Origin of the sequence: Streptomyces sp. SP18BB07 (assembly GCF_036322545.1) — a bacterium.
Classification (GTDB): domain Bacteria; phylum Actinomycetota; class Actinomycetes; order Streptomycetales; family Streptomycetaceae; genus Streptomyces; species Streptomyces deccanensis.
The window spans coordinates 109,603-135,367 of sequence record NZ_JAQYWT010000244.1; the positions used below are offsets into that span (position 1 = coordinate 109,603).

At 70.9% G+C, this 25,765-nt stretch carries 20 protein-coding genes; 8 read left to right on the forward strand and 12 right to left on the reverse strand.

Annotated features, from left to right (window positions below):
* Positions 1–50 precede the first annotated feature (50 nt).
* Positions 51–1,310 carry a carboxylate--amine ligase gene (locus PUR53_RS08780; RefSeq protein WP_329907911.1) on the reverse strand — a complete coding sequence of 420 codons (1,260 nt, stop codon included), beginning with the start codon at positions 1,308–1,310 and terminating at the stop codon, positions 51–53.
* A 211-nt stretch (positions 1,311–1,521) separates the two neighbouring features.
* On the opposite strand from PUR53_RS08780, the gene fahA reads away from it, so the two are divergent.
* The 8 genes from fahA (at position 1,522) to PUR53_RS08820 (ending at position 10,445) form a co-directional block, all read left to right on the forward strand.
* A complete protein-coding gene (gene fahA / locus PUR53_RS08785; protein ID WP_329907912.1) occupies positions 1,522–2,784 on the forward strand; it encodes a fumarylacetoacetase in 1,263 nt (420 codons plus the stop codon).
* 171 nt (positions 2,785–2,955) lie between these two features.
* Entirely contained in the window at positions 2,956–3,759 is an 804-nt protein-coding gene (locus PUR53_RS08790) for a GntR family transcriptional regulator (protein WP_329895676.1), read from the forward strand.
* 38 nt (positions 3,760–3,797) lie between these two features.
* Complete coding sequence (locus PUR53_RS08795) at positions 3,798–4,025, forward strand: 4Fe-4S dicluster domain-containing protein (RefSeq protein ID WP_030379773.1); 228 nt, start codon at positions 3,798–3,800, stop codon at positions 4,023–4,025.
* Between the two features lie 24 nt (positions 4,026–4,049).
* Positions 4,050–5,393 carry an ABC transporter substrate-binding protein gene (locus PUR53_RS08800; protein WP_329907913.1) on the forward strand — a complete coding sequence of 448 codons (1,344 nt, stop codon included), beginning with the start codon at positions 4,050–4,052 and terminating at the stop codon, positions 5,391–5,393.
* Entirely contained in the window at positions 5,390–6,316 is a 927-nt protein-coding gene (locus PUR53_RS08805) for an ABC transporter permease (RefSeq protein WP_329895674.1), read from the forward strand. Before PUR53_RS08800 ends, PUR53_RS08805 begins: the two co-directional genes overlap by 4 nt.
* Positions 6,300–7,112, forward strand: coding sequence for an ABC transporter ATP-binding protein (locus tag PUR53_RS08810; RefSeq protein ID WP_329895673.1), 813 nt, complete (start codon positions 6,300–6,302; stop codon positions 7,110–7,112). The genes PUR53_RS08805 and PUR53_RS08810 overlap by 17 nt, the downstream gene beginning before the upstream one ends.
* 11 nt (positions 7,113–7,123) lie before the next feature.
* Positions 7,124–9,913, forward strand: a complete 2,790-nt coding sequence (locus PUR53_RS08815) for a fumarate reductase/succinate dehydrogenase flavoprotein subunit (protein ID WP_329907914.1) — start codon at positions 7,124–7,126, stop codon at positions 9,911–9,913.
* A gap of 121 nt (positions 9,914–10,034) precedes the next feature.
* Complete coding sequence (locus PUR53_RS08820; protein ID WP_329907915.1) at positions 10,035–10,445, forward strand: hypothetical protein; 411 nt, start codon at positions 10,035–10,037, stop codon at positions 10,443–10,445.
* 117 nt (positions 10,446–10,562) lie between these two features.
* Here PUR53_RS08820 and recQ read toward each other — a convergent pair whose 3' ends face one another.
* The 11 genes from recQ to nuoE all read right to left on the reverse strand — a co-directional run bounded on the left by recQ (position 10,563) and on the right by nuoE (position 25,759).
* Positions 10,563–12,623 carry a DNA helicase RecQ gene (gene recQ, locus PUR53_RS08825; protein WP_329907916.1) on the reverse strand — a complete coding sequence of 687 codons (2,061 nt, stop codon included), beginning with the start codon at positions 12,621–12,623 and terminating at the stop codon, positions 10,563–10,565.
* Positions 12,624–12,853: 230 nt separating this feature from the next.
* Positions 12,854–14,503: an NADH-quinone oxidoreductase subunit NuoN gene (gene nuoN / locus PUR53_RS08830; protein WP_329895669.1), complete on the reverse strand. Its 1,650-nt coding sequence runs from the start codon at positions 14,501–14,503 to the stop codon at positions 12,854–12,856.
* On the reverse strand, positions 14,500–16,071 hold the full coding sequence (locus tag PUR53_RS08835; RefSeq protein WP_329895668.1) for an NADH-quinone oxidoreductase subunit M: 1,572 nt from the start codon (positions 16,069–16,071) through the stop codon (positions 14,500–14,502). Before PUR53_RS08835 ends, nuoN begins: the two co-directional genes overlap by 4 nt.
* 5 nt (positions 16,072–16,076) lie before the next feature.
* Positions 16,077–17,972: an NADH-quinone oxidoreductase subunit L gene (nuoL, locus tag PUR53_RS08840; protein ID WP_329907917.1), complete on the reverse strand. Its 1,896-nt coding sequence runs from the start codon at positions 17,970–17,972 to the stop codon at positions 16,077–16,079.
* Between the two features lie 15 nt (positions 17,973–17,987).
* On the reverse strand, positions 17,988–18,287 hold the full coding sequence (gene nuoK, locus PUR53_RS08845) for an NADH-quinone oxidoreductase subunit NuoK (RefSeq protein WP_009310327.1): 300 nt from the start codon (positions 18,285–18,287) through the stop codon (positions 17,988–17,990).
* Positions 18,284–19,120 (reverse strand): NADH-quinone oxidoreductase subunit J, encoded by an 837-nt coding sequence (locus tag PUR53_RS08850; RefSeq protein ID WP_329895666.1) that lies wholly within the window; start codon positions 19,118–19,120, stop codon positions 18,284–18,286. Before PUR53_RS08850 ends, nuoK begins: the two co-directional genes overlap by 4 nt.
* The gene (nuoI, locus tag PUR53_RS08855; RefSeq protein WP_329907918.1) at positions 19,117–19,719 is read right to left on the reverse strand and encodes an NADH-quinone oxidoreductase subunit NuoI; all 603 of its coding nucleotides are present in this window, start codon (positions 19,717–19,719) and stop codon (positions 19,117–19,119) included. The genes PUR53_RS08850 and nuoI overlap by 4 nt, the downstream gene beginning before the upstream one ends.
* On the reverse strand, positions 19,712–21,076 hold the full coding sequence (gene nuoH, locus PUR53_RS08860) for an NADH-quinone oxidoreductase subunit NuoH (protein ID WP_329895664.1): 1,365 nt from the start codon (positions 21,074–21,076) through the stop codon (positions 19,712–19,714). Before nuoH ends, nuoI begins: the two co-directional genes overlap by 8 nt.
* Positions 21,073–23,577, reverse strand: coding sequence for an NADH-quinone oxidoreductase subunit G (locus PUR53_RS08865; protein WP_329907919.1), 2,505 nt, complete (start codon positions 23,575–23,577; stop codon positions 21,073–21,075). Before PUR53_RS08865 ends, nuoH begins: the two co-directional genes overlap by 4 nt.
* Complete coding sequence (gene nuoF, locus PUR53_RS08870) at positions 23,574–24,929, reverse strand: NADH-quinone oxidoreductase subunit NuoF (protein WP_329895662.1); 1,356 nt, start codon at positions 24,927–24,929, stop codon at positions 23,574–23,576. Before nuoF ends, PUR53_RS08865 begins: the two co-directional genes overlap by 4 nt.
* Positions 24,929–25,759: an NADH-quinone oxidoreductase subunit NuoE gene (nuoE, locus tag PUR53_RS08875; RefSeq protein WP_329895751.1), complete on the reverse strand. Its 831-nt coding sequence runs from the start codon at positions 25,757–25,759 to the stop codon at positions 24,929–24,931. Before nuoE ends, nuoF begins: the two co-directional genes overlap by 1 nt.
* Positions 25,760–25,765 lie beyond the last annotated feature (6 nt).

Below are 25,765 nucleotides of genomic sequence, written 5' to 3' on the forward strand. Positions count from 1 at the left end.
AGGACGCTTCATGCCTACTTCGTGTGGTCGTGCGCCGGCGGCCCTAGGGGCTAGGGGCGCACATGGGCGTTGCCGAGGCGGTTGTCCCGCCACAGCTGGTAGAGATGCTTCGCACCCGGCCGTACGAAGCGTGCGAGCATCGTGAGGAACGGCAGCGGGTCGTCACCCGCGAGCCACGCCAGCTCCGTACCGCTCGCGCGCGGCGGCGCGTGCGGGGTGGTGTAGCCGCTGCGCCGGTAGGCGAGCAGCGCCGGCAGATCGATGTTCTCCACGATGTACCGCCGCCCGGCAAGTTGTTCCCCCTCCGGCACCGGGCGTCCGGTCAGATCGAGGTGCATGGCGCGTACGACGTCGATCCCGGCCTCGTTCTCGAAGAGCCGGAACTGCGCGCCCATCCGTGGGTTGAAGTCCAGCAGCTTGTACCGGCCGTCCCGCCGGTCGAACCGCAGATCGAGGTCGATGACCCCCGTGAACCCGATCTGCTTGATGAACCGGGCGGCGATGTCGGCGAGTTCGGGGTTGTCGACGACGTACGCGTTCGCCGTCATCCCCGCGTGCGGCGGCCACGACCGCACCTTCACGCCGGTGAACATCGCGAGCGGGGTCGAGTCCGCGTCGAAGCAGGCGTGCACGATCCAGTCCTCGGCGTCCTCGCGGGGCAGGTACTCCTGGAGGATCACCCCGGGCCGTTCGCCCCAGCCGCGGGCCAGCCGCAGCAGGCAGTGCCGGTCGGCGATGCGGGTCGTCCCGTTCACCGCGGGCTGCCTGCGCCGCTCGAACGCCTCCCGGTTCTTGGCCACGACGGGGAAGCGGGCGGTCTCCGCGAACCGTTCCACGTCCGCGTACGACTGCGGGAACGCGCTGGCGGGGCTCTCGATGCCGTGCTCCACGCAGAGTTCGTGCAGCCCCTGTTTGCTGGCGAGGCGGCGGGGGAGCTTCGCGTCGACGCGGGGGAAGAGGAAGCGGGTCGCGAGCTCCTCCTGGTGCTCGGCGATGAGCACCGCGGCCTCCTCGTCGGTGGGGATGAGCACGGTGGGCCGTCCTATCCGCCGGCCGATGCGCAGCAGTCCGTCCACCAGCCACTCGGGCTCCTCCGTCCCGGTGGTCGGCCACACGAACGCGCGCCGCAGATAGCGCGAGGCGGCGGCCGGTGTGTACCGGTCCTCCGTGATCGCGTACATCGGCACGCCCAGCCGGCCCAGGCTGCGGACGGCTCCGACGCCGCCGTGGTGCAGCGGATAGTCGCCGAGCTTCACGACGAGCCCCGGAACGCCTCGGTCCGCCTGTACCGGCGCACCCCAAGTACCCATGGCCACGGGTCCCCCCACGTGTCCCCCCTACCGGACCCGGACCGACCCCGTCCGTAGTCCCCCAGAGGACGCTAAGCCGGAACCTTTCCTTCCGACCCTCCCCTATCAGGACATTGCGAACTCTTTAGACACTCCCCGATCTTCGCACCGCCCCGTAACGTGAGCCGCGACCAGAGGTACGACGGAACGCACGAGAGCGAGGCACCACCCGATGCCCCCCTTCGATGTCCCCGATGATGTCCCCGAGGGTCACCCCTTCGACGTCCCCGAGGGCCACCCCTTCGGTCCGCACAACCTCCCCTACGGCGTCTTCTCCCTCGGCGCGTCCGGAGCCCCTCGCACCGTCGGGGTCCGTCTCGGCGATCACGTCCTCGACGCCGCCGCGGCGGCGCACGCCCTCGGCTCCCCCTACGCCGCGCTGCTGGCGCACCCCACGCTGAACCCCCTGCTGGCGGCGGGCCGCACGGCCTGGTCCGACCTGCGGCGGGCCCTGACGGCGTGGCTGACGGTGCCCTCGCACCGGGAGACGATCGCGCCGTACTTCCACCCGCTGTCCTCGGTGACCCCGCACCTGCCCTTCGAGGTGGCCGACTACGTCGACTTCTACGCCTCCGAGAACCACGCCCGGAACGTGGGCCGCATCTTCCGTCCCGACGCGCCGGATCCACTGACGCCCAACTGGAAGCATCTGCCGATCGGTTACCACGGACGGTCCGGCACGGTCGTCGTGTCCGGCGCGGAGGTGGTACGCCCGGCCGGGCAGCGCAAGGCGCCGACCGATCCCGTGCCCGTGTTCGGGCCGTCCGTGCGGCTGGACATCGAGGCGGAGGTCGGCTTCGTGGTCGGCGTGCCGTCCGAGCGGGGGCGGCCCGTGGGGCTCGCGGACTTCCGCGACCACGTCTTCGGGGTGTGCCTCCTCAACGACTGGTCGGCGCGTGATCTGCAGGCCTGGGAGTACGTTCCGCTCGGGCCGTTCCTCGGGAAGTCGTTCGCGACGTCGGTCTCGGCCTGGGTCACACCGTTGGAGGCGCTGGAGGAGGCGCGGGTGGCACCGCCGGAGCGCACGCATCCGCTGCTGCCCTACCTGGACGACTCCGCGCCGGACATCGACCCCGGGGGGTACGACCTGCGGATCAGCGTCGCGGTCAACGGGCACGTCGTCTCGGAGCCGCCCTTCGCCACGATGTACTGGACGGCCGCGCAACAACTGGCCCATCTGACGGTGAACGGCGCGTCCCTGCGCACCGGCGACCTCTACGGCTCCGGCACGGTCAGCGGGACCGCGCCCGACCAGCGGGGCTCGCTGCTGGAACTCACCTGGAACGGACGCGACCCCCTCGACCTCCCGACCGGCAGCCGCACGTTCCTGGAGGACGGCGACGAGGTGACCCTCACGGCATGGGCACCGGGGCCGGGCGGCACGAAGGTGGGGCTGGGCGAGGTCACGGGGCGGGTGGTGGCGGCCCGGGAGTAGACCGGCACATCCCAGCCACCGGAGCCGCATTCCCACCCCTTGGACAAGCCGGTGGCAGATCTTGCGCCCGCCCCCACGTAAGCGCAGGTCAGCACCGCCTTCGACACCTCCTCAGATGGCGCAACACTCCGGCAACATTGCTTTCCCCACCATTTCGGTATGGTTCGAAACATGCCATCCACCGACCGCATCCGGGACCACGCCGGGCAGGGCGCGACCACCGTCGCCGCCCACCGCGCGCGGCGACGGCTGCGGGCGGACCAGGCGCGGCAACTCGCCGATCTGCTGCGCCGTCAGCTCCTCAGCGGCGGCTTCGCGGACGGCACGCTTCCCCATGAGTCCACCCTCGCCACCGACTACCGCGCCACCCGCAACACCGTGCGCGAGGCTCTGGACCTGCTGCGCGCCGAGGGCCTGGTGGAACGGTTCCCGGGCGTCGGCACCGTCGTCGTCGCCCGGAAGTACCCCCACGGCCTGGACCGTCTGATGGGCCTCGCGGAAACCCTCCGCGAACACGGCACGGTCACCAACGAGGTCCGCACCATGGGCCCCGCCCCGGCCCCCACCCCCGTGGCCGACCGTCTGCACGTCCCGCCCGGCACCGACGTCCTCTACATCGAACGTCTGCGCCGCCTGAACGGCCTCCCCCTCTCCCTCGACCTCACCTACATCCCGCTCACCCTCGGCCCCCTCGACCTCGGCACGGCGCTGCTCGGCGCCGACCTGGAGAACACCGACGTCTTCCGCCTGCTGGAGACGATCACCGGCCTGCCCCTGGGGCACGCCGAGATCACCCTGGAGGCGGTGAACGCGGACACCCACTCCGCCGCCGTGCTCGAAGCCCCGCGCGGCTCCGCCGTCCTGATGCTGGAACGGCTCACCCACCTCGCCGACGGCCGGCCCGTCGACCTGGAGTTCATCCGCTTCCGCGGCGACCGCATCTCGATGAGCGGCCTGCTGCACCGCTCGCGGTGACCCCGTAACCCCTGTTCCGCCCCTCCCTGGAGACAGCCATGGCTTTGGCGCCCCAGCGGGCCGACGTGCCCGTGACCATCGACGAGTCGAAGTGCATCGACGGCTGCACCCTCTGTGTGGACATGTGCCCGCTGGACTCCCTGGCCATCGACGAGAGCAACGGCAAGGCCTACATGCATGTCGACGAGTGCTGGTACTGCGGCCCGTGCGCAGCCCGCTGCCCCACCGGCGCCGTCACGGTCAACATGCCCTACCTGCTCCGCTGAGATCGCCGAGAGGTCCGCACTCCCATGAAGAACAGAGGATTCGTCCTGCCCGCCGCCCTCCTGCTGCCCCTGGCCCTGGCCGGCTGCGGCAGCGGCAGCGCGGCGGACGGCGGGACCGTCACCGTGACCGTCGGCTACCAGTCGAAGACCATCAACACCGTCACCGCCGGCACCCTGCTGCGTTCCCTCGGCTACTTCGAGGACGAGCTGAACGCACTGGGCGGGAAGACCACGTACAAGGTCGACTGGCAGGACTACGCCACCGGCGCCCCCATCACGGCCCAGATGACCGCCGGGAAGATAGACATCGGTTCGATGGGTGACTTCCCGCTGCTGCTCAACGCCGCCCGCGGCAAGCAGCTCGGCAAGCCCACCCGGCTGGTCGCGGCCACCGGCTACAACCTCCGCGGCGGGCTCAACACCATCGTCACGGCGCCCGACTCGAAGCTGGGCACGCTGGCCGACCTGAAGGGCAGGAAGGTCTCGACGAGCGTCGGATCGGCGGCGGACGGCACCCTCGTACGCGCGCTGAAGGACGCCGGTCTCGACGCCGACAAGGACATCGAGAAGCTCAACCAGCAGCCGGCGGTCGGCGCCTCCTCGCTCACGGCGGGCAGTGCGGACGCGCTGTCGCAGTTCGTGGCCTGGCCCGGGCTGCTGACGTACCAGGGCAAGGCGAAGGCCCTGTACGACGGGGCGCAGCTGGAACTGCCCACCTTCCACGGCGTCACCGCGCGCGAGGACTTCGCGAAGCAACGGCCCGCTGTGTTGGAGGCCTTCCTGCGAGCCCAGGCCAAGGCCACGGACTACCTCGACGAACACCCCGTCGAAGCCGCCGAGAAGGTCGCCGACGCCACCGGGCTGCCGGCCGAGGTCGTCTACCTCTACAACGGCGCGCACGGCATCGCGACCTTCGACCCCTCGCTCAAGCCCGCGCTGATCGCCGCCCTGAAGAAGGACGTCCCGATCCTCAAGGCCGCGAAGCTGACCGGAGACGTGGACGTGGACGCCTTCGTCGACGACCACTACGTGCGCGAGGCGCTGGGCACGTCCTACGACAAGAGGCTCGCCGCCGCCCCGGCGCCGGCCGCCGGTGAGGTCTGGCCCAAGGGCGCGACGAAGACCGAGGAGTTCGAGACGCCCGCCGAACTCCTCGCCTACGTCGCCACGCACAAGGACGGCATCCGTGCCGCGTACGTCCCGGACGCCACGACCGGCACCCAGTGGTTCGCCGACAAGGCGGTCTGGGTGGCCGACGGGGACCAGCTCCTCCCCTTCGTCGCCCCGGCCACGGCGAAGGCCTACGTCGCCGGACACGACGGCGCCGAGGTCGTCCCCTATGCCGCCGCCCTGGAGCGGGCGTCGTGAGCCGCCCCGCGAAAACCGGCGCCCGGCGCGTACGGAGCCCCGGCTCCCGGCCCGCCGCCCGCTACGCCCTGCGCGCGCTGTCCCTGATCGCCGCCCTCGGCATCTGGCAGCTGCTGACCGGCCTGGACGTCGACGTGTGGCTGCGGTTCTCGCAGTTCCCGACGGTCACGGACGTGGCGCACGCCTTCGCGGACCGGGTGACCGGGCCGGACTACTGGACGGACCTCACCGACAGCCTCACCCGCATCCTCACCGGCTTCCTGCTGGCGGCGGTGGCGGGGGTGGCCGTCGGGATCCTCGTCGCCCGCTCGCGCCTGGCCGAGGACACGCTCGGGCCGGTCCTGGAGGTGGTCCGGCCCATCCCGGCGATCGCCCTGGTCCCGGTGGCGATCCTGCTGTTCCCCTCGAACGAGCAGGGCATCGTCTTCATCACCTTCACCGCCGCGTTCTTCCCGGTCCTGGTCTCCACCCGGCACGCGGTCCGCGCCCTGACCCCGGTGTGGGAGGAGGCGGTCCGCACCATGGGCGGCGGCCGGTGGCGGGTGCTCGCCTCGGTGGTCCTGCCGGGCGCCCTGCCGGGCATCTTCGGCGGCCTGTCGGTCGGCATCGGCGTCTCGTGGATCTGTGTGATCTCCGCCGAGATGATCTCCGGGCAGTACGGCGTCGGCTACCGCACCTGGCAGGACTACACCGTCGTCAACTACCCCGGCGTCTTCGTCGGCATGGCCACGATCGGGGTGCTGGGCTGGCTGACGTCGACCGCCGTCGAGCTGATCGGCCGCCGGCTGACCCACTGGCTGCCCCGCACGTCGTACACCGCCGGGAGCCGGCCGCCACGGGCCGCCCGGAGCGCGGCGGCGCCGGCCGCCCCCGTCACCGCCACAGCCGAGGCCCAGGAGGCACGTGATGAGCACCTCGTCTGAGACGCGGGCCCCCGGCCGCGCGGAGGCACGGGCCCCCGAGGAGACGCGGGCGCCCGCCCCCGTACGCGGCACCCGCCTCGCCCTCCACGCCGCCGACCTGGGCCGCCCCGACGCCGTCGCCCTCACCGGCGTCGACCTGGACGTGGCCCCCGGCGAGATCCTCACCGTCGTCGGACCGTCCGGCTGCGGCAAGTCGACCCTGCTGCGCACCCTGGCGGGCCTGCTGCCGCCGCTCGCCGGCGGGATCACCCAGGATGGGGAGCCCCTGACCGGCCCGTCCGCCGAACGCGCCCTCGTCTTCCAGGAGGACGCCCTCCTGCCCTGGCGCACCCTGCGCGCCAACGTCGAACTCCCGCTCGCCATCCGGGGCCTGCCACGCGCCGAGCGCCGTATGCAGGCCGAGGCCTGGCTGTCCCGGGTCGGGCTCGCCGAGTACACCCGGCAGCTGCCGCACCGCGTCTCCGGCGGACAACGCCAGCGCGCGCAACTGGCCCGCGCCCTCGCCGGGCGCCCCCGCGCCGTCCTGATGGACGAGCCGTTCGGCGCGCTCGACGCCCAGACCCGGGCCGGGATGCAGGACCTGCTGGTGAAGGTGTTGCGCGGCACGGGCGCCACCGTCGTCTTCGTCACCCACGACGTGGACGAGGCCCTCTTCCTCGGCGACCGCGTCGCCCTCCTCGGCTCCGGCCGGCTCACCGCCGTACGGGACGTCCCGCGCCCCCGCGACCGCGCCGTCCACGACGACCCGGCACGCACGGCCCTGCGCCGCGACGTCCTGACCTCCCTCGGTTCCTGAAAGGCCCTCTGGTGGAGATCCCCGCCCTCACCGCCGCCGAAGAACTCACCTGCGACGTCCTCGTCATCGGCGGCGGCACCGCCGGCACCATGGCGGCCCTGACCGCCGCCGAGCACGGCGCGAACGTCCTGCTCCTGGAGAAGGCGCACGTCCGTCACTCCGGCGCCCTCGCCATGGGCATGGACGGCGTCAACAACGCCGTCATCCCCGGCCGCGCCGAACCCGACGACTACGTCGCCGAGATCACCCGCGCCAACGACGGCATCGTCGACCAGTCCACCGTCCGCCAGACCGCCACCCGCGGCTACGACATGGTCAGGCGGCTCGAGTCGTACGGCGTGAAGTTCGAGAAGGACGAGCACAACGAGTACGCGGTCCGCCAGGTGCACCGCTCGGGGTCGTACGTACTGCCGATGCCGGAGGGCAAGGACGTCAAGAAGGTCCTCTACCGGCAGCTGCGGCGCCGGGAGATGCGCGAACGCATCCGCATCGAGAACCGGGTGATGCCGGTACGCGTGCTGACGGCCGGCGAGGGCGAGGCCCGGCGGGCCGTGGGCGCCGCCGGCTTCAACACCCGCACCGGCGCGTTCGTCACCGTGCGCGCCGGCGCCGTGATCCTCGCGACCGGCGCGTGCGGCCGGCTCGGACTGCCCGCCTCCGGCTATCTCTACGGCACCTACGAGAACCCCACCAACGCGGGCGACGGCTACGCCATGGCCTACCACGCGGGCGCCGAACTCACCGGCATCGAGTGCTTCCAGATCAACCCGCTGATCAAGGACTACAACGGACCCGCCTGCGCCTACGTCGCCAACCCCTTCGGCGGCTACCAGGTCAACCGGCACGGCGAACGCTTCGTCGACTCCGACTACTGGTCCGGCCAGATGATGGCCGAGTTCGCCGCCGAGATCGCCTCCGACCGCGCCCCGGTCTATCTGAAGCTGAGCCACCTCCCGGAGGAGTCCGTCTCCGCCCTGGAGTCGATCCTGCACACGACGGAACGCCCGACCCGGGGGACCTTCCACGCCGGTCGCGGCCACGACTACCGCACCCACGACATCGAGATGCACATCTCCGAGATCGGCCTGTGCGGCGGCCACTCCGCCTCGGGCGTTCGGGTGGACGACCAGGCCCGGACGACCGTCCCCCGCCTGTACGCCGCCGGCGACCTCGCCTGCGTCCCCCACAACTACATGATCGGCGCCTTCGTGTTCGGCGACCTCGCGGGCGCCGACGCCGCCCAGTACACCCCTTACGAGGGCGCACTGCCGGACGACCAACTCCGGGACGCCCACGAGCTGATCTACCACCCGCTGCGCAACCCCGACGGTCCCCCGCAACCCCAGGTCGAGTACAAGCTCCGCCGCTTCGTCAACGACTACGTGGCGCCCCCGAAGTCCGGCTCCCGACTCTCCCTCGCCCTCAACGCGTTCGAGCGGATGCGCGCCGACATCGCCGAGATGGGCGCCCGCACCCCGCACGAGCTGATGCGCTGCGCCGAGGTCTCCTTCATCCGCGACTGCGCCGAGATGGCCGCCCGCGCCTCCCTGGCCCGCACCGAGTCCCGCTGGGGCCTCTACCACGACCGCCTCGACCACCCCCAGCGCGACGACACCTCCTGGTTCCACCACCTCGACCTGCGCAAGTCCCCCTCCGGCACGATGGAGTTCACCGCCCGCCCCGTCGCTCCCTACCTCGTCCCCATCGAGGAGTTCACCCCCGTCGGCGGCCCTTCCCGCCACCTGGGCGAGGTCCACGCGGAGAACGTGGCGACGGCGGGGTCTCGGGAGGTGGCGCCGGTGGCGGTCTTGACGGAGGGGGCGGAGGCCGGGGACGGCTCGGGGAGGGGGGCCCTCCCCCTCCCCTCCCACCCCACCCCCCACGCCTCCTCCTCCGCCTCCTCCGCCCGCCTCCTCGAACTCGTCGCCCTCGCCGAGGAGCAGCCCGAACTCGACGCGCTCCGGCCCTACTTGGCCGACCCGGTGCCCACGGTCCGGCGCGAGGCGGTCGCCGTCCTGACGGAGACCCTGCCGCCGGGCACCGGCTCGGCCCTCGCCGAGGCGCTCCGCGACAGCGCCCCCGAGGTGCGAGCCGCCGCCGCGGCCTCACTCCGCGAACTCGTCGAGACGCTCCCGCCCGACCCCGCCCTCCGCGACGGCCTGGCCGCGGCCCTGACCGAGCCCGACCCGGTCGTCCGCGCCGCCGCCCTGGACGTACTGCGCGCCCTCGGCCTCGGTGACACCGCCCTGTACGCCGGCTCCCTGACGGACTCCGACATCACCGTGCGCATCGAGGCCGTACGCGCCCTCGTCTCGGTCGACGCGGCCACCGAACTGGCTCACGCGGCCCCCACGGACCCGTCCCGCGAGGTACGCGTCACCCTCGCCAAGGCCCTGGCCACGGTGTCCGCCGACCGCACCGCCTCCTCTCCCCCCGCCGCGGTACTGACCGCGCTGACCACCCTCACCACCGACCCCGACGCCTTGGTCCGGGCCGCCGCCTACGGCGCGCTGGGCACCGTCGGCTGCCCGCCCCCGCTCGCCGCCCAGGCCGTGACCGCCCTCGCCGACCCGGCGTGGCAGGTCCGGGCCGGCGCCGCCACCGCCCTGTCCACCGCGACGACGGCCATGGCCGTCCCCGCCCTCACGGAGGCTCTCTCGGACCCCAACGCCGACGTCCGCAAGGCCGCCGTCCTCTCCCTCACCCACCACACCACCGACGAGACCGCCCGCACCGCCCTCACCACAGCCACCAAGGACTCCGACGCCGACGTCAGGGCATACGCGTCCCGCGCCCTGTGAGTGCCTGCTCTCATCGTCTTGCCCGATCGGCCGGGCCACACGCCGTGGCCCTGCGCTCACACTGGTGGCCGTACAAGTCTTTTTGGCACCATGTACCGCATGACGACGAACCGAAAGGTCCATGCCGCGTAGACGGCCGGGACAGATCCGTGTCGGCGACCCCGGCAGCCACCGGACAGCGGGTGCGAGGCCGGTCATCGACGGCCTGTCTTCGCGTGCGCTGTCCGAGATCATCCGTCTCGAGCGCTCCCGCAACTATCTGCGACCAGGCGACGTCAGCGCGGCTGTGGGCCTGTGGCAGGACTACGTCCACCAGCCCGAGCGTGCTCTGTGGCACGACTACGAGTGGGGCAACGTGCACTGGTACTGCTGCGGTGACCCTTTCGAAGCCCGAGCCCTCCTCGACACCGCGATGCAGGCCTTGTCGCCACGAAGCGCCCGCGAACTTCGAAAGATCGTCAGCCGGTCGGACGCCCTCTGGAACCTTCCGTCCCCGCCCTACGAGACGGACGGAAGACAAGGAACTAGCTGACAGCGGGGCGGCTCGGTCGGGGGCGGGTCAGATCACTCCGACAGCTCCCCGGTGATCGTCCGCAGCTTCTCCGCCGTGTCCTGCGCGTCCATGGTGGTCCCCTCCCCCGTGTGTCTGCTAAGCCCAGTCGTCCGGCTCGGGTTCCGGCTCGTCGTCCGGCCAGTCGAAGGAGCCGTGCGCGTCCCCGTCCGTGGCTGGGGCCGGGGCGGTAGCGGTGGCGGTGGCGGCCGAGGAGCCCTCGTCGGTGCCGGTGGCGCCCAGCGAGGCGAGGACCCCGAGCACGCCCTCCCCGTACGTCGCGAGCTTCTTCTCGCCGATGCCGCTGATGGTGCCGAGTTCGGCGACGGTGGCGGGGGCGGTGGCCGCGATCTCGCGGAGGGTGGCGTCGTGGAAGATGACGTAGGCGGGGACGCCCTGTTCGCGGGCCTGTTCGGCGCGCCAGGCGCGGAGGGCCTCGAAGACGGGGAGCAGGTCGTCGGAGAGTTCGACGGCCGCCTTCGCCTTCCGTTCGCCCCGGCCGGAGCCCGACGAGCCGGAGCCCGACGTCCCGGAGCCGCCGGACGCCTGTCGTGTGGTCGCCGGTTTCTTCGGTTCCTTGCGCAGGGGTACGTCCCGCTCCCGCCGCAGCACCGCCCCGCTCTCCTCGGTGAGCACGAGCGTGCCGTACTCGCCCTCGACGGCGAGGAGCCCCTGGGCGAGCAACTGCCGTACGACGCCCCGCCATTCGCCCTCGGCCAGGTCCTCGCCGATGCCGAAGACGGAGAGCTGGTCGTGGTCGAACTGGATGACCTTCGCGGTCCGCCGCCCCAGCAGGATGTCGACGATCTGCACGGCGCCGAACTTCTGCCCGCGCTCGCGCTGGAGCCGCACCACCGTGGAGAGCACCTTCTGCGCGGCGACGGTGCCGTCCCAGGTCTCCGGTGGTACGAGGCAGGTGTCGCAGTTGCCGCAGCCCTCGTCCCGGGGTTCCTGGCCGAAGTACTGGAGGAGCTGGCCCCGGCGGCAGCGCGCGGTCTCGCAGAGCGCCAGCATCGCGTCCAGGTGGGCGGCGGCCCGGCGGCGGAACGCCTCGTCGCCCTCGCTGCCCTGGATCATCTTCCGCTGTTGTATGACGTCGTTCAGGCCGTACGCCATCCAGGCCGTGGACGGCAGTCCGTCGCGGCCGGCGCGGCCGGTCTCCTGGTAGTAGCCCTCGACGGACTTCGGCAGGTCGAGGTGGGCGACGAAGCGGACGTCGGGTTTGTCGATGCCCATGCCGAAGGCGATCGTGGCGACGACGACGAGCCCTTCCTCGCGCAGGAACCGTGACTGGTGGGCCGCGCGGGTGCCCGCGTCGAGGCCCGCGTGGTACGGGACCGCCTCGACGCCGTTCTTGCTGAGGAACTCGGCGGTCTTCTCGACGGAGTTGCGGGAGAGGCAGTAGACGATGCCGGCGTCGCCCGCGTGTTCCTGGCGCAGGAAGGACAGGAGCTGCTTCTTCGGGTCGGCCTTGGGCACGATGCGGTACTGGATGTTGGGCCGGTCGAAGCTGGCCTCGAAGTGCCTGGCCCCGGGCATGTCCAGCCGCTCGGTGATCTCGCGGTGCGTGGCGCGGGTGGCGGTGGCGGTGAGGGCGATGCGCGGTACGTCCGGCCAGCGCCGGCCCAGGAGGGAGAGGGAGAGGTAGTCGGGCCGGAAGTCGTGGCCCCACTGGGAGACGCAGTGCGCCTCGTCGATCGCGAAGACCGAGATCTTGCCACGCCCCAGCAGATCCAGGGTGGCGTCCAGCCGCAGGCGCTCCGGTGCGAGGTAGAGCAGGTCCAGCTCGCCCGCGAGGAACTCCGCCTCGACCACGCGCCGCTCGTCGAAGTCCTGCGTGGAGTTCATGAACCCGGCGCGCACGCCCAGGGCCCGCAGGGCGTCCACCTGGTCCTGCATCAGCGCGATCAGCGGGGAGACCACGATGCCCGTGCCGGGCCTGACCAGGGAGGGGATCTGGTAGCAGAGGGACTTGCCGCCGCCGGTCGGCATGAGGACGACGGCGTCGCCACCCGCGACCACGTGCTCGATGATCGCTTCCTGCTCGCCCCGGAAGGCGTCGTACCCGAAGACGCGATGGAGCACGGCCAGCGCCTCGCTGTCCGTCCTGGTCGTCCTGTCCTCGTCCGCCATCACACTCGTCCCGCCCGTCCCGATCATGGCCCGTCCCCCGCACCCTTGCGTCCCGTGCCGTTCGTGGTTCCTCCAGCCCTAGCCACGATAGGCGCCCGCACCGACAGCCTCAGAGTTATCCACAGGCTCCACCCGGATGCGGCGGCTCCGGGCCGGAAAACGAGAGCGGGACCCGGCTCCTTTCGAAACCGGGTCCCGCCATGTTCGAACAGCCGAGCAGCAGCTGGCAGCAAACCGAGCGGCAGCCGAGCGGAGCGCTACCGCACGAAGACGCCCGCCTGTCCCGCCAGGTCCAGGAAGTACTGGGGCGCGACACCGAGCACCAGCGTGACGGCGACACCGACGCCGATCGCGGTCATGGTCAGCGGCGACGGCACGGCGACCGTCGGCCCCTCGGGGCGGGGCTCGCTGAAGAACATGAGCACGATGACGCGGATGTAGAAGAACGCGGCGATGGCCGACGAGATCACACCGACCACGACGATCGCGCCCGCGCCGCCCTCCGCCGCCGCCTTGAACACGGCGAACTTGCCCGCGAACCCGGAGGTCAGCGGGATGCCCGCGAAGGCCAGCAGGAAGACCGCGAAGACGGCCGCCACCAGCGGGGACCTGCGGCCGAGCCCGGCCCACTTGGACAGGTGCGTAGCCTCGCCGCCCGCGTCCCGCACCAGCGTGACCACGGCGAACGCGCCGATGGTCACGAAGGAGTAGGCGCCCAGGTAGAACAGCACGGACGAGACGCCGTCGGGTGACGCCGCGATGACACCGGCGAGGATGAAGCCGGCGTGCGCGATCGACGAGTAGGCGAGCAGGCGCTTGATGTCGGTCTGGGTGATGGCGACGATCGCGCCGGCCAGCATGGTGACGATGGCGACGGCCCACATGACCGGCCGCCAGTCCCAGCGCAGACCGGGCAGGACGACGTACAGCAGCCGGAGCAGCGCGCCGAAGGCGGCCACCTTGGTCGCGGCGGCCATGAAGCCGGTGACCGGGGTGGGCGCGCCCTGGTAGACGTCGGGGGTCCACATGTGGAACGGCACGGCGCCGACCTTGAAGAGCAGGCCCATGACGAGCATGGCGGCGCCGATGAGCAGCAGCGCGTCGTTGCCCATGGTCTGGGCGAGGGCGGGGTTGAGGTCGCCGATGGTGCCGTCGACGACCTGGGCGATCGTCGCGTACTTCACCGAGCCCGCATAGCCGTACAGCAGGGCGATGCCGAAGAGGGTGAAGGCGGAGGCGAAGGCGCCGAGGAGGAAGTACTTGACGGCGGCTTCCTGCGACATGAGCCGCTTGCGGCGGGCCACGGCGCACAGCAGGTAGAGCGGGAGGGAGAAGACCTCCAGGGCGATGAAGAGGGTCAGCAGGTCGTTGGCCGCCGGGAAGATCAGCATGCCGCCGATCGCGAAGAGCAGCAGCGGGAAGACCTCGGTGGTGGTGAACCCGGCCTTGACGGCGGCCTTCTCGCTGTCGCTGCCGGGCACGGAGGCGGCCTGTGCGGCGAAGGAGTCGACCTTGTTGCCGTGGGTCTCGGGGTCGAGGCGGCGTTCGGCGAAGGTGAAGACGCCGAGGATGCCGGCGAGGAGGATCGTCCCCTGGAGGAACAGGGCCGGTCCGTCGACGGCGATGGCGCCCATGGCGGCGATGCCGGCCTTGGTGGTGCCGTAGCCGCCCGCCGCGAGCGCGACGACCGCGGCGAAGGAGGCTGCGAGGGCGACGACGGAGACGAACACCTGGGCGTAGTAGCGGAACTTGCGCGGGACGAAGGCCTCGACCAGCACTCCGATGATCGCCGCGCCGATGACGATCAGGGTGGGCGACAATTGCCCGTATTCGATCTTCGGCGCGTCGATCTTGGTGATCGGGTCGGCCGCGGTTGTCCACAGGCTGTGGACGGCTGATGCGCTCACTTGGCCGCCTCCACCTCGGGCTGGGGGTCCTTCTTCTGGACGTCGGACATGGTGTGCTCGACCGCCGGGTTGACGATGTCGGTGAGCGGCTTCGGGAAGACACCCAGGAAGATCAGCAGCGCGACCAGCGGGGCGACCACCACGAGTTCGCGGACCCTCAGGTCGGGCATCCCCTCGACCTCGGCCTTCACCGGGCCCGTCATCGTGCGCTGGTAGAGGACGAGGGTGTAGAGCGCGGCGAGGACGATGCCGACGGTGGCGATGATCCCGACCACCGGGTAGCGCGCGAACGTGCCGACCAGGACCAGGAACTCGCTGACGAACGGGGCGAGTCCGGGCAGCGACAGCGTCGCGAGGCCACCGATCAGGAAGGTGCCGGCGAGCACGGGCGCGACCTTCTGCACCCCGCCGTAGTCGGCGATGAGCCGGGAGCCGCGCCGGGAGATCAGGAATCCGGCGACCAGCATCAGGGCGGCGGTCGAGATGCCGTGGTTGACCATGTAGAGCGTCGCACCGGACTGGCCCTGGCTGGTCATCGCGAAGATGCCCAGGATGATGAAGCCGAAGTGCGAGATCGACGCGTACGCCACCAGCCGTTTGATGTCGCGCTGGCCGACGGCGAGCAGCGCCCCGTAGATGATGCTGATCAGCGCCAGGACGAGGATCGCGGGCGTCGCCCAGGTGCTGGCCTCGGGGAACAGTCCGAGGCAGAAGCGGAGCATCGCGAAGGTGCCGACCTTGTCGACGACGGCCGTGATGAGGACGGCGACCGGGGCGGTGGACTCCTGCATGGCGTTGGGCAGCCAGGTGTGCAGCGGCCACAGCGGCGCCTTCACCGCGAAGGCGAAGAAGAAGCCGAGGAACAGCCACCGTTCGGTGGTGGTCGCCATCTCCAGCGTGCCGTTGGCGCGGGCCTCGGCGATCTCCGGGAGCGAGAAGTTCCCGGCGACCACGTACAGGCCGATGACCGCGGCCAGCATGATCAGACCGCCGACCAGGTTGTAGAGGAGGAACTTCACGGCGGCGTACGAGCGTTGGGTGGACGCCGTCTCCTCGCCGTGCTCGTGGGCCCGGTCCCCGAAGCCGCCGATGAGGAAGTACATCGGGATGAGCATGGCTTCGAAGAAGATGTAGAAGAGGAAGACGTCGGTGGCCGCGAAGGAGATGATCACCATCGCCTCGACGGCCAGGATCAGGGCGAAGAAGCCCTGGGTCGGCCGCCACCTCTTGCTGCCCGTCTCCAGCGGGTCGGCGTCGTGCCAGCCCGCGAGGATGATGAACGGGATCAGCAGGGCGGTGAGCCCGATGAGCGCCACCGCGATGCCGTCCACGCCCAGGTCGTACCGCACCCCGAACTCCGCGATCCAGGCGTGGGACTCGGTGAGCTGGTAGCGGTCGCCGCCGGGGTCGAAGCGGAACGCGATGATCGCGGCCAGCACGAGTGTGCCGAGCGAGACGATCAGCGCCAGCAGTTTCGCGGCGTTGCGCCGCTGGGCGGGGACGGCGGCCGTGGCGATGGCCCCGAGGGCCGGGAGCGCCGCCGTCGCTGTCAGCAGAGGAAAGGACATCGGTATCAGACCGCCCTCATCAGCAGGGTCGCGGCGATGAGGATCGCAGCGCCGCCGAACATCGAGACCGCGTACGAGCGGGCGTAGCCGTTCTGGATCCGGCGCAGCCGCCCGGACAGGCCGCCCATGGAGGCCGCCGTGCCGTTGACGACGCCGTCGACCAGGGTGTGGTCGACGTAGACGAGGGAGCGCGTCAGGTGCTCTCCGCCGCGTACGAGGACGACGTGGTTGAAGTCGTCCTGGAGGAGGTCGCGCCGGGCGGCCCGGGTGATCAGCGATCCGCGCGGGGCGACGACGGGGACGGGCTTGCGCCCGTACTGGAGCCAGGCGAGGCCGACGCCGATGACCATCACGGCGACGGTGGAGATCGTGACCGTCAGGGCGCTGATCGGCGGGTGGCCGTGCGCGTGCTTGGTGACGGGCTCCAACCAGTGGATGAACCGGTCGCCGATGCTGAAGTAGGCGCCACCGAAGACCGATCCGACGGCCAGGACGATCATGGGGATCGTCATGACCTTGGGCGACTCGTGCGGGTGCGGTTCGTGGCCGTGCTCGTCGGGCTGCCAGCGCTCCTCGCCGAAGAACGTCATCAGCATCACGCGCGTCATGTAGAACGCGGTGATGGCCGCGCCCAGCAGGGCCACGCCGCCGAGGATCCAGCCCTCGGTGCCGCCCTTGGCGAAGGCCGCCTCGATGATCTTGTCCTTGGAGAAGAAGCCGGACAGGCCCGGGAAGCCGATGATGGCGAGGTAGCCGAGGCCGAAGGTGACGAAGGTGACCGGCATGTACTTCCGCAGGCCGCCGTACTTGCGCATGTCGACCTCGTCGTTCATGCCGTGCATGACCGAGCCGGCGCCGAGGAACAGCCCGGCCTTGAAGAAGCCGTGCGTCACCAGGTGCATGATCGCGAAGACGTAGCCGATGGGGCCGAGACCCGCGGCCAGCACCATGTACCCGATCTGCGACATCGTCGAGCCGGCGAGGGCCTTCTTGATGTCGTCCTTCGCGCAACCGACGATCGCACCGAAGAGGAGCGTGACCGCGCCGACGACGGTGGTGACGAGCTGCGCGTCCGGGGCGCCGTTGAAGACGGCGGCGGAGCGGACGATCAGGTAGACACCGGCGGTGACCATGGTCGCGGCGTGGATGAGGGCGGAGACCGGGGTCGGGCCCTCCATCGCGTCCCCGAGCCAGGACTGCAGCGGCACCTGGGCGGACTTGCCGCAGGCGGCGAGCAGCAGCATCAGGGCGATCGCGGTGAGCGTGCCCTCGCTCGTCTCGCCGACGGCGCCGAGGACCGGGCCGAAGGCGAAGGTCCCGAAGGTGGTGAACATCAGCATGATGGCGATGGACAGGCCGACGTCGCCGACGCGGTTGACCAGGAAGGCCTTCTTCGCGGCGGTGGCGGCGCTGGGCTTGTGCTGCCAGAAGCCGATCAGCAGGTACGAGGCGAGGCCGACGCCCTCCCAGCCGACGTACAGCAGGAGGTAGTTGTCGGCGAGGACCAGCAGCAGCATCGCCGCGAGGAACAGGTTCAGATAGCCGAAGAAGCGGCGTCGGCGCTCGTCGTGCTCCATGTACCCGATGGAGTACACGTGGATGAGCGAGCCGACTCCGGTGATCAGCAGGACGAACGTCATCGACAGCTGGTCGAGCTGGAAGGCGACGTCGGCCTGGAAGCCCTCGACGGGGATCCAGCTGAACAGGTGCTGTCCGATCTCGCGGTGTTCGGCGTCCTTGCCGAGCATGTCGGCGAAGAGGACGACACCGATGACGAAGGAGGCGGCGGCGAGGGCCGTGCCGATCCAGTGGCCGACGGCGTCGAGACGCCGGCCGCCGCACAGCAGGACGGCGGCTCCGAGCAGGGGCGCCGCGACCAGCAGCGCAATCAGGTTCTCCACGATTCTTCCGACCCCTTACAGCTTCATCAGGCTGGCGTCGTCGACCGAGGCCGAGTGGCGGGACCGGAAGAGCGACACGATGATCGCGAGTCCGACCACGACCTCCGCGGCGGCGACGACCATCGTGAAGAAGGCGATGATCTGGCCGTCGAGATTGCCGTGCATCCGGGAGAAGGCGACCAGGGCGAGGTTGCAGGCGTTGAGCATCAGCTCGACGCACATGAACACCACGATCGCGTTCCGCCTGATCAGGACGCCGGTGGCGCCGATCGTGAACAGCAGGGCGGCGAGATACAGATAGTTGACGGGATTCACTTCGATGCCTCCCCGCGCTTGGGGCCGTTCCCGCTGTTGGTGCGCTCCAGGCGGTCCTCGGCGCGCTGCTCCAGTGCCTTGAGGTCGCTCAGCGCCTCGGTCGACACGTCGCGGATCTGACCGCGGTCCCGCAGGGTCTTGCTGACGGTCAGATCGGACGTGGTGCCGTCGGGCAGCAGGCCCGGGACGTCGACCGCGTTGTGCCGGGCGTAGACGCCGGGGGCCGGCAGCGGTGGGAGGTGCTTGCCCTCGCGTACGCGCTGTTCGGCCAGCTCGCGCTGGGTCTTGGCGCGCTCGGTGCGCTCGCGGTGGGTGAGGACCATGGCGCCGACGGCGGCGGTGATGAGGAGGGCGCCGGTGAGCTCGAAGGCGAACACGTAGTCGGTGAAGATCAGGGCCGCGAGGCCCTCCACATTGCCGCCGGCGTTCGCCGTGCCCAGGCCGTTGAACTCCGTCAGCGAGGCGTTGCCGATGCCCGCGATCAGCAGGATGCCGAAGCCGAGGCCGCACAGGAGGGCCAGCCAGCGCTGGCCCTTGATGGTCTCCTTCAGGGAGTCCGCCGCGGTGACACCTACGAGCATCACCACGAACAGGAACAGCATCATGATCGCGCCGGTGTAGACGACGATCTGCACGATGCCCAGGAAGTAGGCGCCGTTGGCCAGGTAGAAGACGGCCAGGATGATCATGGTGCCGGCGAGGCAGAGCGCGCTGTGCACGGCCCTCTTCATGAAGACGGTGCACAGGGCGCCGATCACGGCGATCGTGCCGAGCACCCAGAACTGGAAGGCCTCACCGGTGGAGGTGGTGTAGGCGGCGAGCTGCGCGCTCATGCGTCCACCCCCTCGTCCTGCGGCTTCTCACCCTTGGAAACGGCGACCTGGCGCACCGTGCCGGGCGCGGCCTCGGTGACCAGACCCCGGTAGTAGTCCTGCTCGTCGGTGCCCGGGAAGATCGAGTGGGGCGAGTCGACCATGCCCTCCTCCAGCCCGGCGAGCAGCTGCTCCTTGGTGTAGATGAGGTTGGCGCGGCTGGAGTCGGCCAGCTCGAACTCGTTGGTCATGGTGAGCGCGCGCGTCGGGCAGGCCTCGATGCACAGGCCGCACAGGATGCAGCGGGCGTAGTTGATCTGGTAGACGGCGCCGTACCGCTCGCCCGGCGAGTAGCGCTCCTCGTCCGTGTTGTCGGCGCCCTCCACGTAGATGGCGTCGGCGGGACACGCCCAGGCGCACAGCTCGCAGCCGACGCACTTCTCCAGGCCGTCCGGATGGCGGTTGAGCTGGTGCCGGCCGTGGAACCGTGGGGCCGTGGTCTTGGGCTGCTCGGGATACTGCTCGGTCAGCCGCTTCTTGAACATGGCCTTGAAGGTCACGCCGAAGCCGGCGACGGGGTTCTGGAAACCGGGCTTGGTCTCCTTCGGCTCCTCAGCCATCGGACGCCTCCTTCCCATTCGAAGATCCGTCACTGTCAGTATCGGACCCACCACTGACAACGAGCTCCCGCTCCCGTCGCGGACGCCTGCGCGGCACCGGCGGGAGGGTCTGTCCGGGCAGGGGCGGTACGGGGAATCCGCCGGCCATGGGGTCGAAGCCGGCCGGTTCGGCGGGCTGCTCCTGTGCCTCGCGCCGGTCGCGGAACATGTCGGCGACGACGGACAGCAGGAAGAGGACGATGACGGCGCCGGCGACGTACAGCGCGATCTCGGCGAAGTCGTAGTTCTCGTTCCTGAGGGTCCGTACGGTCGCGACGAGCATCAGCCAGACCACGGAGACCGGCAGGAGGACCTTCCAGCCGAGCTTCATCAGCTGGTCGTAGCGGACGCGTGGGAGGGTGCCGCGCAGCCAGATGAAGAAGAAGAGCAGCAGCTGCACCTTCACCACGAACCAGAGCATCGGCCACCAGCCGTGGTTGGCGCCCTCCCAGAAGGTGCTGACGGGGTAGGGGGCCCGCCAGCCGCCGAGGAACAGCGTCACCGACACGGCGGAGACGGTCACCATGTTGACGTACTCGGCGAGCATGAACATCGCGAACTTGATCGACGAGTACTCGGTGTTGAAGCCGCCGACCAGGTCGCCCTCGGACTCCGGCATGTCGAACGGGGCGCGGTTGGTCTCACCGACCATGGTCACGATGTAGATGACGAACGAGACCGGCAGCAGCACGATGTACCAGCGGTCCTGCTGCGCCTCCACGATCGACGACGTCGACATCGACCCGGAGTAGAGGAAGACGGAGGCGAACGCGGCGCCCATGGCGATCTCGTAGGAGATCATCTGGGCGGCGGAACGCAGGCCGCCCAGCAGCGGGTAGGTGGAGCCGGAACTCCAACCCGCCAGCACGATGCCGTAGATGCCGACCGAGGCGACCGCGAGGATGTAGAGCATCGCGATCGGCAGGTCGGTGAGCTGCATCGTGGTGCGCTGGCCGAAGATCGAGATCTCGTTGCCGGCGGGCCCGAAGGGGATCACCGCGATCGCCATGAAGGCCGGGATGGCCGCGACGATCGGCGCGAGGACGTAGACGACCTTGTCCGCGCGTTTGACGATGACGTCTTCCTTGAGCATCAGCTTGATGCCGTCGGCGAGCGACTGGAGCATGCCCCAGGGGCCGTGCCGGTTGGGGCCGATGCGCAGCTGCATCCAGGCGACGACCTTGCGCTCCCACACGATGGAGAACAGCACGGTGATCATCAGGAAGGCGAAGCAGAACACCGCCTTGACGACGACCAGCCACCAGGGGTCGCGGCCGAACATCGAGAGGTCCTCAGCGGCGAGGTAGTACGCGCTCATGCCTCCACCTCCTCGGGGACCTCGGCGGCGAGGGTCGCGGGGCCGATACGGACGAGTGCGCCGGGCAGCGCCCCGGTGTCGGAGGCGACGCCCGAACCGGTGGAGTTCAGCGGCAGCCAGACGACACGGTCGGGCATCTCACTGATCAGCAACGGCAGTTCGACGACCCCGGCGGGGCCACTGACCGCGAGCGCGTCGCCGTTCTTGACGCCGACCTCGGCGGCCGTGGCGGCCGACACGCGCGCGTGGGCGGCGTGCCGGGTCCCGGCGAGCGCCTCGTCGCCGTCCTGGAGGCGGCCCTGGTCGAGGAGCAGCCGGTGTCCGGCGAGGACGGCCTCCCCGGCGGCCGGGCGCGGCGGCGCGGCCGCGACCTCCACCGGCTCGTTGGCCCTCGCCCCGTCCCACGCCCCGAGGCGGTCCAGCTCCGCGCGCGTGGTGCGCAGGTCCGGCAGCCCCAGGTGGACGTCCATGGCGTCGGCCAGCATCTGCAGGACGCGGCCGTCGGTGGGTGCCACCGGGCGGGTCATCTGGTCGGGCTTCAGCGCGGCCTCGAACATCCGCACGCGGCCTTCCCAGTTGACGAAGGTGCCCGCCTTCTCGGCGACGGCGGCGACCGGGAGGACGACGTCCGCCCGGTCGGTGACCTCGCTGGGCCGCAGTTCCAGCGACACCAGGAAGCCCACGGCGGACAGTGCCTCACGCGCGCGTGCCGGGTCGGGCAGATCGGCGACTTCCACTCCCGCCACCACCAGGGCCCCGAGCTCTCCGGTGGCGGCGGCCTCGACGATCTGCCCGGTGTCCCGGCCGTACCGCGCGGGGAGTTCGCCGACGCCCCAGGCGGCGGCGACCTCCGCGCGTGCGCGCGGGTCGGTGGCCGGGCGGCCGCCCGGCAGCGCCGACGGCAGTGCGCCCGCCTCGACGGCGGCGCGTTCCCCGGCCCGGCGCGGGATCCACACCAGCTTCGCGCCGGTGAGGGACGCGGCCCGCACGGCGGCGGTGAGCCCGCCCGCGACGGCGGCGAGCCGCTCGCCGACGACGATCACCGCGCCCTCGGTGCGCAGCGCCTCGGAGGCCCTGACGCCGTCGCCCTCCAGGCCGAAGCCGCTCGCGAGGGCGTCCAGCCATTCGGTCTCGGTGCCGGGCGCGGCGGGCAGCAGGGTGCCGCCGGCCTTCTCGAGGCCCCGGGTGGCGTGCGTCGCCAGCGAGAACACCTGCTGCTTGTGCTTGCGCCAGGCCTTGCGCAGCCTCAGGAAGACGCCGGGCGCCTCCTCCTCGGCCTCGAACCCGACCAGCAGGACGGCGGGCGCCTTCTCCAGGGAGGTGTAGGTGACGCCCGTACCGTCGAGGTCGCGGCCGCGTCCGGCGACGCGGGCGGCCAGGAAGTCGGCCTCCTCGCCGCTGTGCACGCGCGCGCGGAAGTCGATGTCGTTGGTGTCGAGGGCGACGCGCGCGAACTTGCTGTACGCGTAGGCGTCCTCGACGGTGAGCCGGCCGCCGGTCAGGACGGCGGCCCGGCCGCGCGCCGCGAGGAGCCCCCGGGCGGCGGCCTCCAGGGCCTCCGGCCAGGACGCGGGCTCCAAAACACCCTCGGCGTTGCGGACGAGCGGGGTGGTCAGCCGGTCGGGGCGCTGCGCGTAGCGGAACGCGAAGCGGCCCTTGTCGCAGATCCACTCCTCGTTGACCTCGGGGTCGTCGGCCGCGAGGCGTCGCATGACCTTGCCGCGCCGGTGGTCGGTGCGGGTGGCGCAGCCGCCGGAGCAGTGCTCGCAGACGGACGGCGAGGAGACCAGGTCGAAGGGGCGGGAGCGGAATCGGTACGCCGCCGAGGTCAGCGCGCCGACGGGGCAGATCTGGATGGTGTTGCCGGAGAAGTACGACTCGAAGGGGTCGCCCTCGCCGGTGCCGACCTGCTGCAGGGCGCCCCGCTCGATCAGCTCGATCATCGGGTCGCCGGCGATCTGGTTGGAGAACCGGGTGCAGCGGGCGCACAGCACGCACCGCTCGCGGTCGAGGAGCACCTGCGTGGAGATCGCCACGGGCTTCTCGTACGTCCGCTTCCTGCCCTCGAAGCGGGACTCGGAGTGGCCGTGCGACATGGCCTGGTTCTGCAGCGGGCACTCGCCGCCCTTGTCGCAGACGGGGCAGTCCAGCGGGTGGTTGATGAGCAGGAGCTCCATCACACCCTTCTGGGCCTTCTCCGCGACCGGGGAGGTGAGGTGCGTCTTGACGACCATCCCGTCGGTGCAGGTGATGGTGCAGGACGCCATGGGCTTGCGCTGGCCCTCGACCTCGACGATGCACTGGCGGCAGGCGCCGGCGGGGTCGAGGAGGGGGTGGTCGCAGAAGCGGGGGATCTCGACGCCGAGTTGTTCGGCGGCACGGATGACCAGGGTGCCCTTGGGCACGCTGATGTCGATGCCGTCGATGGTCAGCGAGACGAGATCTTCCGGCGGGACCGCCGCCTCCCCGCCCCCGGAGGGAGCGCTGGTGGTCACGGTCATGCGTTCACCTCCGCGTGCTTGTCCTTGTCGGCCCAGGCGGTCGACCTGGCCGGGTCGAAGGGGCAGCCCCGGCCCGTGATGTGGTCCTCGTACTCCGCGCGGAAGTACTTGAGGGAGGAGAAGATCGGCGAGGCGGCGCCGTCGCCGAGGGCGCAGAAGGACTTGCCGTTGATGTTGTCGGCGATGTCGTTCAGCTTGTCGAGGTCGCTCATGACGCCCTTGCCGGCCTCGATGTCACGCAGCAACTGCACCAGCCAGTAGGTGCCTTCGCGGCAGGGGGTGCACTTGCCGCAGGACTCGTGGGCGTAGAACTCGGTCCAGCGGGTGACGGCCCGTACGACGCAGGTGGTCTCGTCGAAGCACTGGAGTGCCTTGGTGCCGAGCATGGAACCCGCGGCGCCCACGCCTTCGTAGTCGAGGGGGACGTCGAGGTGCTCGTCGGTGAACATCGGCGTCGAGGAGCCGCCGGGCGTCCAGAACTTGAGGCGATGGCCGGGCCGCATGCCGCCGCTCATCTCTAGGAGCTGGCGGAGCGTGATGCCGAGCGGGGCCTCGTACTGGCCGGGGCTGGCGACATGGCCGCTGAGCGAGTAGAGCGTGAAGCCGGGGGACTTCTCGCTGCCCATCGACCGGAACCATTCCTTGCCCCGGTGCAGGATGGCGGGAACCGACGCGATCGACTCGACGTTGTTCACGACAGTGGGACAGGCGTAGAGGCCTTCCACGGCAGGGAAGGGGGGACGCAGTCGCGGTTGACCACGGCGGCCTTCGAGCGAGTCGAGCAGTGCGGTCTCCTCACCGCAGATGTACGCGCCCGCGCCCGCGTGCACGGTGAGTTCGAGGTCGAGTCCGCTGCCCAGGATGTTCTCGCCGAGGAAGCCGGCCTCGTAGGCCTCACGGACGGCCTCGTGCAACCGCCGCAGGACGGGGACGACTTCACCCCGCAGATAGATGAAGGCATGCGAGGAACGAATGGCGTAGCACGCGATGATCATGCCCTCGATGAGGCTGTGCGGGTTCGCGAAGAGGAGCGGAATGTCCTTGCACGTTCCGGGCTCCGACTCGTCGGCGTTGACAACGAGATAGTGCGGTTTACCGTCGCCCTGGGGAATGAACTGCCATTTCATCCCGGTGGGGAATCCCGCGCCGCCACGGCCGCGCAACCCGGATTCCTTGACGTACGCGATGAGGTCGTCCGGCGTCATCGCGAGCGCCTTGCGCAGGCCCTCGTACCCGTCGTGCCTGCGGTAGACGTCCAGCGTCCACGACCGGTCCTCGTCCCAGAAGGCCGACAGCACGGGTGCGAGCAGCTTCTCCGGGCTGCTGCCCTTGATCTCGGGTGCCAACGTCATCACTCCCCCTCCTCGGCGGTGGGCCCGGCCGGGTGGGCCGGGTCGGAGGCCGATGTGTCCTGCGGCGCGTCGTGCGAGCTGAGGTGCTCGCTGGGTGACGGCTCGTGCACCCGGTCCTGCGGCTCGTCGTGCGGGCCGCCGTCCCTGGGGTGGACCACGCGCGCGGGTCCGGCCTCTCCCCTGGCCAGGCGGAGGCCGACCAGCGAGGCGGGGCCCGCGCCGCCGCTCGCCTCGACGGCGCCGGGCCGCTCGTCGGGGAAGCCGGCGAGGATGCGGGCGGTGTCCTTGAAGGTGCACAGCGGCGCCCCGCGCGTGGGCCGGACCTCGGCTCCCGCGCGCAGGTCGTCGACGAGGCCCTTGGCGCTGTCGACGGTCTGGTTGTCGAAGAACTCCCAGTTGACCATCACGACCGGTGCGAAGTCGCAGGCCGCGTTGCACTCGATGTGCTCCAGGGTGACCTTGCCGTCGTCGGTGGTCTCGCCGTTGCCGACACCGAGGTGGTCCTGGAGCGCCTCGAAGATCGCGTCGCCGCCCATCACCGCGCACAGGGTGTTGGTGCAGACGCCCACCTGGTAGTCACCGCTCGGCTTGCGCCGGTACATGGAGTAGAAGGTGGCGACGGCGGTGACCTCGGCCGTGGTCAGACCGAGCACGTCGGCGCAGAACCGCATGCCGGTGCGGGTGACGTGGCCCTCCTCCGACTGCACGAGGTGCAGCAACGGCAGGAGGGCGGACCGGGAGTCCGGGTAGCGGGCGACGACCTCGGCCGCGTCCCGCTCCAGCCGGGCTCGAACGTCGTCCGGGTAGTCGGGCGCGGGCAGCTGGGGCATGCCCAG

What these genes read in the sequence shown, in the direction of transcription:
- PUR53_RS08780 (WP_329907911.1), bottom strand. Translation starts at nt 1,310, where the DNA reads ATGGGTACTTGGGGTGCGCCGGTACAGGCGGACCGAGGCGTTCCGGGG.
- fahA (WP_329907912.1), top strand. Translation starts at nt 1,522, where the DNA reads ATGCCCCCCTTCGATGTCCCCGATGATGTCCCCGAGGGTCACCCCTTC.
- PUR53_RS08790 (WP_329895676.1), top strand. Translation starts at nt 2,956, where the DNA reads ATGCCATCCACCGACCGCATCCGGGACCACGCCGGGCAGGGCGCGACC.
- PUR53_RS08795 (WP_030379773.1), top strand. Translation starts at nt 3,798, where the DNA reads ATGGCTTTGGCGCCCCAGCGGGCCGACGTGCCCGTGACCATCGACGAG.
- PUR53_RS08800 (WP_329907913.1), top strand. Translation starts at nt 4,050, where the DNA reads ATGAAGAACAGAGGATTCGTCCTGCCCGCCGCCCTCCTGCTGCCCCTG.
- PUR53_RS08810 (WP_329895673.1), top strand. Translation starts at nt 6,300, where the DNA reads ATGAGCACCTCGTCTGAGACGCGGGCCCCCGGCCGCGCGGAGGCACGG.
- PUR53_RS08820 (WP_329907915.1), top strand. Translation starts at nt 10,035, where the DNA reads ATGCCGCGTAGACGGCCGGGACAGATCCGTGTCGGCGACCCCGGCAGC.
- recQ (WP_329907916.1), bottom strand. Translation starts at nt 12,623, where the DNA reads ATGATCGGGACGGGCGGGACGAGTGTGATGGCGGACGAGGACAGGACG.
- PUR53_RS08835 (WP_329895668.1), bottom strand. Translation starts at nt 16,071, where the DNA reads ATGTCCTTTCCTCTGCTGACAGCGACGGCGGCGCTCCCGGCCCTCGGG.
- PUR53_RS08850 (WP_329895666.1), bottom strand. Translation starts at nt 19,120, where the DNA reads ATGAGCGCGCAGCTCGCCGCCTACACCACCTCCACCGGTGAGGCCTTC.
- nuoI (WP_329907918.1), bottom strand. Translation starts at nt 19,719, where the DNA reads ATGGCTGAGGAGCCGAAGGAGACCAAGCCCGGTTTCCAGAACCCCGTC.
- nuoH (WP_329895664.1), bottom strand. Translation starts at nt 21,076, where the DNA reads ATGAGCGCGTACTACCTCGCCGCTGAGGACCTCTCGATGTTCGGCCGC.
- PUR53_RS08865 (WP_329907919.1), bottom strand. Translation starts at nt 23,577, where the DNA reads ATGACCGTGACCACCAGCGCTCCCTCCGGGGGCGGGGAGGCGGCGGTC.
- nuoF (WP_329895662.1), bottom strand. Translation starts at nt 24,929, where the DNA reads ATGACGTTGGCACCCGAGATCAAGGGCAGCAGCCCGGAGAAGCTGCTC.
- nuoE (WP_329895751.1), bottom strand. Translation starts at nt 25,759, where the DNA reads ATGCCCCAGCTGCCCGCGCCCGACTACCCGGACGACGTTCGAGCCCGG.